The sequence below is a fragment of the Dyadobacter sp. CY261 genome (assembly GCF_021440085.1).
GTDB lineage: Bacteria > Bacteroidota > Bacteroidia > Cytophagales > Spirosomataceae > Dyadobacter.
The window spans coordinates 328,588-341,034 of sequence record NZ_JAKCPW010000001.1; the positions used below are offsets into that span (position 1 = coordinate 328,588).

General features: G+C 52.4%; 6 protein-coding genes. 5 read left to right on the plus strand and 1 reads right to left on the minus strand.

The features are described 5' to 3' along the window. Positions 1 to 281: 281 nt before the first annotated feature. From LZD49_RS01385 to LZD49_RS01405, 5 genes are all read left to right on the plus strand, one after another. Positions 282 to 3,305 carry a TonB-dependent receptor gene (locus LZD49_RS01385; protein WP_234665517.1) on the plus strand — a complete coding sequence of 1,008 codons (3,024 nt, stop codon included), beginning with the start codon at positions 282 to 284 and terminating at the stop codon, positions 3,303 to 3,305. Positions 3,306 to 3,326: 21 nt separating this feature from the next. Continuing rightward, entirely contained in the window at positions 3,327 to 4,778 is a 1,452-nt protein-coding gene (locus LZD49_RS01390) for a RagB/SusD family nutrient uptake outer membrane protein (RefSeq protein WP_234665518.1), read from the plus strand. 18 nt (positions 4,779 to 4,796) lie between these two features. Next, on the plus strand, positions 4,797 to 7,064 hold the full coding sequence (locus LZD49_RS01395; protein WP_234665519.1) for a hypothetical protein: 2,268 nt from the start codon (positions 4,797 to 4,799) through the stop codon (positions 7,062 to 7,064). Positions 7,065 to 7,153: 89 nt separating this feature from the next. After that, on the plus strand, positions 7,154 to 9,025 hold the full coding sequence (locus tag LZD49_RS01400; RefSeq protein WP_234665520.1) for a heparinase II/III family protein: 1,872 nt from the start codon (positions 7,154 to 7,156) through the stop codon (positions 9,023 to 9,025). A gap of 16 nt (positions 9,026 to 9,041) precedes the next feature. Next, positions 9,042 to 10,913: an esterase family protein gene (locus LZD49_RS01405; protein WP_234665521.1), complete on the plus strand. Its 1,872-nt coding sequence runs from the start codon at positions 9,042 to 9,044 to the stop codon at positions 10,911 to 10,913. Positions 10,914 to 10,922: 9 nt separating this feature from the next. Here the strand turns inward: LZD49_RS01405 and LZD49_RS01410 are convergent, their stop codons facing one another. Further along, positions 10,923 to 12,446, minus strand: a complete 1,524-nt coding sequence (locus LZD49_RS01410) for a DUF1501 domain-containing protein (RefSeq protein ID WP_234665522.1) — start codon at positions 12,444 to 12,446, stop codon at positions 10,923 to 10,925. Between the last annotated feature and the right edge of the window lies 1 nt (position 12,447).

Here is a 12,447-nt window from a genome sequence, read left to right on the forward strand (position 1 = left end):
AGCAGAAGAAATCCTTCTGAACCAAAAGATTACAGCCTCCAATTTTCCTGAAATTTTCCGCAAAGGTTTGCGGAAAGGTTTGCGGAAATTTTTTAAGCCTTTTGTTTGCAGGCACTTGGAGAAATTTCTTCCTTACCCGCAGATAGTGTTTTCCTGACACAATTAAGCTATTGTAAATCATGGTAAAATGCAACTTTTCCTAAACCCAAACTTATTTCTTGCTTTTGTTCCATTCCTAACCCGGCTTCTGCACCTGCAGAAGCCCATTCCCGTTTCACGCTATGAAGAAAAACTACAAACTGACAGGCAAGCTGCGGCTCTGCCTGTTGCTCGCCGGCTTGCTCCTTTGGCAAGCCAGCGCATGGGCCGCCTCCGTCCGCGGCCGGGTCATGTCCGAAAAGAACGACCCGCTTGTTGGGGTGAATGTGATTGTGAAGGGTACTTCCACAGGTACCAGCACTGATGGCGAGGGCCGTTTCAGCCTCAATGTACCCGATGGCGGCAGTACGCTCATTTTCTCGTTCATCGGTTATGTTTCAAAAGAGGTGCCTATCGGTAACGAGTCCGAAATCAATGTGCAGCTCGTAGCGGATACGAAAATCCTGAGCGAGGTGGTGGTGGTAGGCTATGGCACACAGCGTAAAAGCGATATTACAGGCTCGCTGAGCTCCATTTCTGCTGACCAGTTCAAAGAACAGCCCGTCAACCGCCTGGATCAGGTACTCCAAGGCCGGGCTGCGGGTGTGCAGGTAACCAACGCGTCGGGCTCGCCGGGCGGCGATGTGCGTATACGCATCAGAGGGGCGAACTCTATTAATGGCGATAACAGCCCGCTTTACGTGGTGGATGGCTTTGTGGGTGCAGATTTCAACAATATCAATCCCGACGATATTGCTTCGCTGGAAGTGCTGAAGGATGCTTCGGCAACGGCCATTTATGGCAGTCGCGGCTCCAATGGCGTCATTATTATTACCACCAAGACTGGTAAAAAAGGCTCGATGCAGGTCAATTTTGGAGCACGCTTCTCGTCTTCGGAAATATTAAAAAGAATGGATTTGCTCAATGCCGGGGACTATGCCGAGATGGTGAATGCCCGCGCAGCCGCAACCAATTCCAACCCGGTTTTCACGCAGGCGCAAGTTGATGACTACCGCCGTACGGGCGGTACCGACTGGCAGGATGAAATTTTGCGCAAAGCGGGAGGGCAGGAGTACCAGCTCGGGGTTTCAGGTGGTAATGATAAAACCACTTACCTGATTTCGGCCAACTATCTCAAACAAGATGGCATTATCAACAACTCCGATTTTCGCCGCTATTCCATTCGTTCGAATATCAGCTCGCAGGTTTCCGACAAGTTTTCGGTGCGGCTGAACTTCACGGGCACGCGCCGCGAGAACCACAATACCAGCGGCACAGGCGCACGTGGCAGCGCGCTCGGGCAGGCATTCGCATGGGCACCCACCACGCCTGTGTACGACGCCACCGGCAATTATACCTACCGTGACCCCACGGGCTCGATCTTCGAAAACCCGCTCGCATTGACGACCGACGCCGATTACCGCACCAACCGGAGCATTGTGAACCTGATTGGCGGATTGCGCTACGAATTTATTCCCGGGCTCGCCCTGGATGTGCAGTATGGGGTAAATTATATCAACCAGCAGGACAAGTCTTATGCCGGTCCGCTTATTTCTTCTTATTTGCCACGCGCAGGCCGCAGCTCGGGTGAGCAAGTTACGCTGCAAAATACCAACTCGTTGAACTACAAAAAGATATTCGGAAAGCACAGTCTCGACATTATCGGCGTTTTTGAAACCCAAAAACAGATTGGAGAATCGTTTTACGCGAACGCGACCAACCTGACTTACCCGGCGCAATCCTACAATAACCTGGCACTGGCGGCGTCCAATCTCATTGGCTCGGGGTATTCCAAATGGAGTCTGATGTCGTACCTCGGCCGCATTAACTATGCTTTCAACGACCGCTACCTGCTCTCTGCGACGATCCGCCGAGACGGGTCTTCCAAATTCCAGGGCGATAACAAGTGGAGCGTGTTCCCGTCGGTGGCTGCGGGCTGGAAGGTTACTGAGGAGGCCTTCATGAAAAGCCAGAACGTGTTCAGCAACCTGAAACTACGTGGGAGCTGGGGGCTTACCGGCAACCAGGCCATTAACCCTTACGGAACGCTTTCCAGCTACATTACCAATGTCGACGACGCGGGTGTGGCATTCACTTCCGGCTATTTTACCAATGGCATTACCAACGGAATCGTTCTTGGCAACCCGGGCAATCCCGATCTGAAATGGGAAACCACGGAGCAGGTGAATGTAGGGATGGATGCAGAAATCCTGCGCGGCAGGGTGTCGCTTTCGGTGGATTACTTTGTCAAAAACACGCGTGATCTGCTTTTGAGCCAGCCGCTGCCTGCTTATATCGGCGGTAATAATATTCTTAAAAACATCGGAGAGGTGCAAAATAGAGGATGGGAATTTTCGGTGGATGCGGATATTATCGAGTCGAAAGGATTCCGCTGGAACAGCAGTATCAATGCTACTTTTATCAAAAACAAAGTGGTAAAACTGGCTTCGGCAAGTGATACAATCTTTGCGGCCACTGAATTTGTCATGATCCCGGGCCAGCAAATGGCCGCATTCTGGGGCCTCAATTACCTCGGAACGTGGAAAGCTAACGAGGCCGACGAGGCAGCCATTTACAAGCAGAAACCCGGCGATGCGCATTATCAGGATCTCAACAATGATAAAGTCGTGGATTCCAAAGATTACCAGGTGATCGGCAACGGCATGCCTAAAACGACTTTGGGTTGGAACAACACATTTACCTATAAGGGTTTGTCGCTCAATGTGTTCTTTCAAGGGGTATTTGGTTTTGATAAACTGAATTACACCTACGCGAACGGCATAGTGGGCAGTACCGACGTGCGGCAGCCTACGTTCGCCGCGATCAAGGACCGCTACATTCCGGGTGTGAATGAGACCTCGGACATCCCGGCATTCAGCAGCGCGAAGGAGAATTTCTATACACAATCGACACGCTTTCTTGAAAGAGGAGATTTCCTGAGAATGAAGAACATCAGCCTGGGCTACGACATCCCGAAAGCGCTTGTGAAGAACGTCGCGGCGATCCGGGTATTCGTAAGTGGTACCAACCTTTTGACGTTCTCGAAATACAAGGGGATCGACCCAGAATCGACTTCCAACGGCGTGGGCGACATTGTTCAGAACATCGACCACGCTTCCTACCCCAACTCCAAAACCTACACTTTGGGCCTTAATGTGACATTCTAACCCATTTAGATACAAAATATCATGAAAAAGTTAGCTATCATTTTTCTCCTGATCGCGACTGCCGGCTGCAAGGATTTTCTGGAAGAAGATCCCAAAGGACAGGTGGTCGGCACCAATGCCATTTCCGATATTGCCGGGCTGGAATCGGCCCTAACCGGAAGCTATAAAGGATTGCTCAGAACCTGGGCGCGCGGTTTTCTCACCTCGGCCATTCAGGGTTATGGAATGGGCGCGGACGATATTTCGACCATTTCGGGCGGTAATAAGGCCGATTTCCGGGAGATAGACCAGTTAAATGTGACTTCGGCGAACCCGCGGCTGTTCCAGATCTGGAGCGGTTGCTACAAAACCATCCAGGGTGCCAACAATATCATTAATAACTATCAAAATGTGGCGGGCGATCCGGCGCGCATTAACGCGATCGTCGGCGAAGCGCATTTTCTGAGGGCGCTAGGTTACTATTGGCTAGTGCGGGGTTATGGCAATATTCCGCTCATTACCACAGCCGACTTTTCGGAGGATTTATTGACTATTCAAAAAAGTGCCCCGGCGGAGGTTTACAAGCTCATCGAAGCAGATTTGCAAAAAGCGGAAACCCTGCTGCCCGACAAAAAACGCGATCCGGGCCGGCCCAACAAAGGTTCTGCCAAAGCAATGCTTGCCGACGTGTATCTCACGGAAGGCGGCTGGCCGATGAAGGATGTTTCCAAATATCCGCTGGCAGCGGCCAAAGCCAAAGAAGTGATCGATAATAAGGATTTGTATGGTTTCGACCTCGTGCCTGACCTGGCCACATTATGGTCGGGCAGCGCGTCAGCGACTGGCACCAAAGAGGAGGTTTTTGCATTTCAGACTTCGGAAAACTTCGGCGGTTCTACCAACTCGTTTTATGGCCTGCCCGCCGTCCCGGGCGATGAAAATGGCTGGGACGATTACCTCGCCGAGATCACATTTTTTAACAATTTTCCGGCCGGGAAACGCAAGGATGTGACATTCCATACTGTTTTCACCAAACCCGACGGAAAGAAGGTTCCCTGGCAGCAAAGCCTTGCCAAGCACCCGTATTATGCCAAATTCAGGCTGGCCGACAATACTAAATTCACTTCATCCATGCCCGTACACATGATCCGTTACGCACACCTGCTGCTCGTATATGCAGAGGCGCAGGCCCGTACGGATGCAGCACCCAATGCGCAGGCATATGCGGCCGTGAATGCAGTGCGTAAGCGCGCTGGGTTGGCAGATTTAAGTGGTTTGTCCAAAACAGCATTCATCGACGCCATCGTGGACGAGCGTGCGTGGGAATTTGCCGGTGAATGGAACCGCTGGTTCGACTTGCTGCGCCTCGAAAAAGTGGCAGAAGCCAATGCAAACAAAGCCGCCGACGACCTCAAACCGATCGGTGACATTTCGAAGAGCAATTACTGGTACCCTGCCCCGATCGGCGATGCCAATATCAATCCTAATTTATAGTTCACTGTTCACCGTTCTATGATCCGCATTTTTAAAACGTTTCAGTTTTTATTAATCTTTTTATGTGTTTCAAATGCCGTTTCCACGGCGGCCGTCTCCACGGCGGCCGTCTCCGCCCGAGGTAATGCGGATGCACTGACGTGGGAATACTCCCGTGGCGGGCTGGTCCTGAAATGGGACCTGGCCAAAGATAAGGCTGTCCTGTCGCATCGGACCAAAGGTTCGGTGGTGTGGCAGGGCAGCCTGTTGCCTTCATTTTGGTATGAGAATGCGCAAAAACAAAGGAAGTATTCCAAAGCGGTGGCGCAATCGGCGGTCAATGAGGGCGGTAAGCTGGTGTTCTCGCTGCAATGGCCGGGCCTGGGTAAGGGACGGCTGGTAGTCGACAGGAATGCGACCGGCTGGCAGTTTACCGAGCTTTCGGTTGACTGGGCGGCATTTACCCCGAAAATCATTGAAATGTACCTCGGCACGTCAACCGTAGCGAACGGTGCCAATGTGCAGCCTACCTGGGACCGGCCGTTTATGCCCGACTGGCAGTCGTTTGGTTACTGCGTGCCGGGAGCGAAAGGCGGTACTGTTCAAAGCTACTTTCGGAGCTGGGATTTCGGGCATACTACCATTGCATTGGGCAATTTCGGGCCGTCGATGGGGACACCTTACGGCGCCGCATTTCCGAGACCGGTGCTTTTCGCAGGAATGGGTTCGGACGACGGCTGGCTCACGGTGGGCGCGGGGAGTGTGCCGGATGGCGCCATGTCGCTGAAAATCCAATCGACGCGGGGATGCTTGCAGTTTTTGTACCGCGAGGATCTTTGGGGTGCGCCAAAAGGCAAAGCCCGCATTTGGAAGGACCTGGCGCGGTTTGCGATCGACACGACCGCGCGAGAGAGTTTTGCGCAGTACTATGCGTCATTTCCGGAAGTTGCAAAGTCGGCGAGCGGTGAATCGCTGCGGCGGCAAACGGTGTCGATCTGGAACACCTGGGGCATGTGGCGTTTAAAAAAATACCCGATCCGGCCGATCGCCGATTTCATGGAGAAAATGCACAACGAGGTAATGGTGCTCGACGATCCCTGGGAATCCTCGCAAGGCTCAGGAGTGCCCGATTTGAAGCGGTTTCCTGATTTTTACAAAGACATTGAATACATCCGCAAAAAGGGCGTCGAGGTGGGCGTGTGGGAAACCATCGGGTGGATCAAGGACACGGCTGCGTGTGGTTTAAGTAAAAAAGATCTGATACTCGACAAAACCGGCAAGCCCTGCATGGCCAACTGGAATTTCGATCCGCAAGGCGATGCCTATTACTGCATGGATTTCAGTTCGGAGAAAACCCGAAAGTTTCTCTGGGACCGGACTGTCCGCATTATGAAGGAGATTAAACCACGGGTGATCAAGCTGGATTTCGGCTATGGCTTGCCCAGTCCGGATATGGGCACGCCGCGTGATCCGGCATTGCGGGGTGAGAAACACACATTTGCCTTGATGCAGCAAATCGTGAAGGCAGCCAAAAGCGTCGATCCCGATGTGGTGATCATGGGATACGCCATTAGCCCGCTCTGGGTGCCGCTTACCGATCTGGTTTCGCTCGACGATCAGGGTGATCTGTGGTTTGATCTGCACCGCGGGCACCAGGAATGGAGCGTCTGGGCATCGCTGCTGGCACCATATGGCGTGGCGATCAGTGGATCGTCCTGCTATGACTGGAAACTGGACGACGGCATACTGCTTAACTCGGCAATCCTGGGCTCACCCGGCGCAGTGCTACCCAGCGAAATGCAAGAGCCGGAACGGTCGACAGCCGGGTTTCAACCCGGCTTGCCCCCCCAACCCCGGTTTTTAAACCGGCGGCTGGCCATCAATCTCTGGCACCGACGCACGGCCAAGTGGCAGCCGCGCTGGTATAACAGCAACACGGGCAATATGCAAGGCCCGCCACAGCTGAAATGCTGGGGCAGAGATGAAGAGGGGACCCTCACCGCATTGGTACTTCGAGAACCCGACAATGCTGATCAAACCGTTGAAAACATCCGCTGGACCGGTAAATGGGCATTGATTTCACAAGATAATGCCCCCATTACGGCCCCGCGCACAGTGGCGGTGATCCCGTTCGCGCCGGGGCAGATCATTATTCCTATCCAAAACAGACCCAAACAAATCCTGCGACGGAATATCGAAGGTGAGGCTGCTACCGATCGATGGCAATGGCGGGACGGAAAGTTGTCGATTACGGTTAGCGAGGAAGAGTTTGAGAACATTGCAGGATTTTTAGTTCAAACACAATGATTTACTCAACGAAGCATTTACTAACGTTCGCAATTGTACTGTTCTTAGCTACGTCCGGTGCGTCGGCACAACCATTCAACCGGAATTTTATGGCGAAGTTCAGCCAGGGCGACATTGCCGCATCATTGATTCCGAGAGACCAATGGAGGCCATTTCCCAGAGCAAAAGCGGAATGGGAGCGGACGGTCCCCGAAGCCACCCGACAATTGTTGCTCGCAGAGGCGGAGCAGTATTTGAACAAGCCGTTCGCAGCATTGCCTGCATCCCTGATTCTCGAATACCAGCGCAGCGGCAATCGCACAGCTTATGAAGACGTTTCGTTTGCCAAGCGCGAGCAACTTTTTGCATTGGTGCTCGGGGAGACGCTCGAACAGAAAGGCCGGTTTTTGCCCGACATCGTGAACGGCATCTGGTCGACCTGTGAGGAAAGTTACTGGGGCATCCCCGCGCACTTGTATATGCAACGCGCCGGTGCGGGTATGCCCGATGTGCAGGACCCGTCAGTGGATATTTTTGCCGTGGAGGCATCGACGTTGCTTGCATTGACCGATTATTTCCTTGGTGAAAAGCTCGACAGCATTTCGCCATTGCTGCGAAAGCGCATTTACCACGAAGTCGACCGCCGCATTCTTACGCCGATGGAAAGTAGCAGCGCAGGTTACTGGTATATGCAAAAAGGCAGCAAAGCAGCACCCGTCAATAACTGGAATCCGTGGGTAGTGAGCTGCTGGATGGCCTCGCTGCTGCTCGTAGAGCCCGATCAGCAGCGACGCGTGCGGGAATTGCAGCATGCCATGCTAACCCTCGATAACTATTTGAACTGGCTGGGCGAAGACGGTGCCATCGACGAAGGCCCGAGCTACTGGTCGGGCGCGATAGGGCGCCTTTTCGATGCGTTGAATGTGCTGGAAAGCGCGTCGGGCGGGAAGTTGCAGATCTATGACCAGCCACTGGTGCAAATGGCCGAATCTTACATTTACAAGGTACATATTGCCGGTAACTACTTTATCAATACCGCGGATGCTTCGCCGACGATCAATCAGGATGGTCTGTTGCTCTACCGCATTGGCCGCTCGGTAAATGATACGACGATGCGGCAATTCGGGAGCTGGGCTTATCACTATCTCAATAAGGCCGAAAGGAATCCTGTACAAAAGGATTTTTCCAAAACCCGCCGGTTATGGAACCTGCTGGCGATCCGGGATTGCGCCGCAGAGAAGGGCGAATCTGCAGAACCCGCCGAGGTATGGCTCCCCGGCATTCAACTAATGGCCTCACGAACGCCAGAGGGGCTATTTGTGGCTTCGCACGGTGGGCATAATGCCGAAAGCCATAATCATAACGACGTGGGCGATGTCGTGCTGTATGCCGGTGGCGAGCCGGTCGTGATCGATGTAGGTTTTGGGACTTATACTGCGAAGACGTTCTCCAAAGAGCGTTACACGCTATGGTATAATAATTCAGCTTATCACAACCTGCCCGTTATCAATGGGTTTGCGCAGGAAGCAGGAGCGCATTATGAAGCGAGGGAAGTCGCATACCGCAAGTCTGCCAAGGTTAGCAGTCTGGAAATGGATATCGCAGCCGCCTATCCGGCAGAAGCCGGTATTTTGGCCTGGAAGCGGAATGTCAGTTTAGATAAATCCAGCAACAAACTCATCATCAATGATCAATACAATATTCAAGAAGTGACCAAACCGCTGACGCAGACTTTTATGACAGTCTGTAATGCACAGATCGATCAACCCGGCCGGGTGACGTTTGAAATACCCAACCAGAAACCCGTGACGCTGCATTACGACCCGGCCTTCTGGCAACTAACCAAGGAACAAATGCCCACCGATGCTCCCGACGAGAAGCGCTTGGCCGACAACTGGGGGCACAGGCCGGTGTGGCGCATCTTGCTGACAGCCCGAAACCGCAAGAAATCCGGCACGATCCGGTACATTTTTCAACAGTAGCATCACTCCAATCACCATGAACGCATCAAACCTGACAAAATTCCTTAAACTCCTCATTTACATCATGCTTGCGGGCACGACGCGCGTCTTTTCGCAGGCACCTTACCAGGATCTTACCCACGACAGCAAGGTTTTCGGGCATCAAAAGTATTACCGCTTGTATTTGCCGGAAGGTTACGCGCAGTCGGGTAAGCGGTACCCTGTGATCTACTTTTTTCACGGCTGGGGAGGGCGGCATTTCATGGATGACAATGCAAAGCTGGAATATGCCTTGCTGCAAAAGCTGGTGGACAAATATCAGACGATTCTGGTGATGTGGGACGGAAATGTCGACGAGAAAGAGCCGCGTCCGTATAATGTTGGAAATCATGAAGATGTGAAGTTCCAGGTGCAGATGAAGGATTACTTTCCGGAACTCGTGAGCTACATCGATCAGACTTACCGGACACTGCCCGATCGTGACAACCGGGGCATTATCGGGTTCAGTATGGGTGGTTTTATGTCGCTGTTTTTGTCGGGTAAATATCCCGATAGGGTTTGCGCGGGCGTGAGCATGATGGGTAGTCCCGAGTTTTTTGTGGGAACTCCTGAAAACCATACGCTCTACCCGGTGCGGTACACGTTCGAAAATTTGCAGGATGTGAAAATGCGCATTCATACCAGCCCGACTGACATTTTATATTTTCTCAATCAGGAGGTGAAAGCAGGCGCGGCCTGGGAAGGTAAGGAGGTTGAGATGGAGGAATTTCCCGGCGGGCATATGGTCGACGATCCGGGGCAGACATGGCGGTTTGAAAAAGCGATGGCTTTCGTCGCCAGTGAATTTGGTAAGAAGCGTCCCGCACCCCAAAAATGGTCACATTACGATGTGTACGGCGATTTCAGCCTTTGGGGATATGAGGTAACAAGTGGTAAAAATCAGCCGGGATTTATTTATCTGAAAGGCGTGACACCGCAGGGTTTAGGAGTTTATACACAAAAATGGCTGCCGCACGGACCGGTAGTGCCGATCTCGTATATCAAAGTAAAAACTGCCCCGGTTTATAAGGCGGGCGGAAATTATAAACGTGTTAGCTATTCTTTTAAAACACACAAAACCGAGATATCAGATGTTAAGGCCGATTCTACGGGCAGCATTACCCTTGATTTTGACGCCAATGGAAATGAAACGGGTGTTTACGCACCAGGTGAGAAACCGGCCTGGGGTTTCCTGGACTTCAATGTGAATGGAAAGAAGTGGTTGAAAAACAATAGTAATGCTTTGCAAATCAGGCTTTTCAATCGCGGTAGTGAGGGTGGCGGAAGTCTGAGAGTCGTCATCAGCTCGCCGGATAAGGATTTGGTGATCAAGGATTCTGTCAGGACGATGCAGGTGAAGGCGAGAGAAAGGATAGTGCAAGTCCCTGATATTGAAATGATCTGTAATAAAAAACCGTTGTTTCACGCTGAGCCTTCGGATATCAAATTAAAAATCACGGTTTACAATGGCAATGCGATGAATAGCACGGTTATGAATGTGCCGGTCGATTTCGATGTGCCCTATTTTACCAATATCAAAATCGATGACGGCAAACTGGTTCGGCAGGCCGCATTGGGTAAGGGAAATGGCGATGGAAAGGTGAATGCAGGCGAGGATGTCGTTTTATATGAGGGGGATAAAAGGTTGAAAATCAATCTTAGCAATGCTGGCATCGACGCAGCACGCGAGCAGCTTACCGATGAAATGATCCCCGCCCGCTGGCCGGATGGCTTTACGCAGCAATCCATCATCCACATCGCTCCCGGAGCGACAGAAATAGAATGCCTCGCGAGCTACGAGACCAAGAGCTTCAATCCCATCGAACGCAAGGTTATCTGGGGAAGGGTTAAATTAAGAGTCGAAAAATAAAGTGACTGACTAAGTTAACAGATCCTTTACCAGATTACCGTGTACGTCTGTCAACCTAAAACGCCTGCCCTGGAATTTGTAGGTCAGTCGCTCATGGTCGACGCCCATTAGATGCATTAACGTGGCGTGGAAATCGTGGACGTGGACAGGGTCTTTGATGATATTGTAGCTGAAATCGTCCGTTTCACCATAACTCATACCGGATTTGACACCCGCACCAGCCATCCACATCGTGAAACATCTTGGGTGGTGGTCGCGGCCATAGTCGGTGGCCGTAAGTTTTCCTTGTGAATACACCGTACGTCCGAATTCACCGCCCCAGATCACGAGCGTGTCGTCGAGCAAACCGCGGCGTTTCAGGTCCATGATCAAAGCGCCGGTGGCCTGGTCCGTGGCTTTGCATTGCTGGGCGATGGCCTTCGGTAAGCCGCCGTGCTGGTCCCAGCCCTGGTGGTAAAGCTGCACGAACTTGACGTCTTTTTCAAGCAGTTTGCGGGCCAGAAGGCAGTTAGCAGCATAAGTGCCGGGGTCACGACTGTCGGGGCCGTAGAGTTCGAAAACATCGTCGGGTTCGGTGGAGGTGTCCATTACATCGGGGACGGAAGTCTGCATCCGAAATGCCATTTCGTATTGCGCAATGCGGTTATTGATCTCCGGGTCGCCGTATGTCCCGTTTTGCAGTTGGTTGAGTTTGGACAAATAATCCAGCATCTCCTTCCGGTCGTGGCCGTCGTAGCCTTCGGGGTTGTTCAGGAAAAGCACCGGGTCTTTGCCCGAGCGGAACTGCACGCCCTGGTGCCGCGATTCGAGAAAGCCATTTCCCCACAAGCGGGCGTATAACGGCTGATCTTTCGGGGCATTCTTAGAAACCAGGACAATGAATGTCGGCAGGTTGTTATTATCCGAACCCAATCCGTAACTCACCCAGGATCCGATCGAAGGCCTGCCGGGAAGCTGGTTGCCGGTTTGGAAAAATGTAATGGCCGGGTCGTGGTTAATGGCCTCGGAGTAGATGGATTTAACAATGCAGAGGTCGTCGACTACCTTGGCTGTGTAAGGCAACAGCTCGCTCACCCAGGTTTTGTTTTTGCCATGCTGGTTGAATCCATAAATGGACGGAGCCATGGGCAGCACGCTCTGGCTCGCGCTCATACCTGTCAGCCGCTGGCCCTTCCTGACCGAATCGGGCAGGTTTTGGCCGGCCATTTGGATCAGTTTGGGCTTGTAATCGAATGTCTCGAACTGCGACGGGCCGCCAGCCATGAAAAGGTAAACCACGCGCTTGGCTTTCGGCGCAATATGCGGCAATGCCTTCAAAATTTCCGCTTCGAGGTCGGCAGCCGATGCTGAGGGCGTCGCAACAGATCGCGATGCGGATCCGTAAAGTTTATCAATCCCAAAAAGTGACCCTACGGCCAGCGCGCCGATCCCGAGCGATGTCTGGGTGAGGAACCGTCGCCGGTCCAGTTTCCGATGCAGTTCGTTGAACTCGGGCGTATGCATGCGGAACTCTTCGTCGTGATGGTGCTGCATG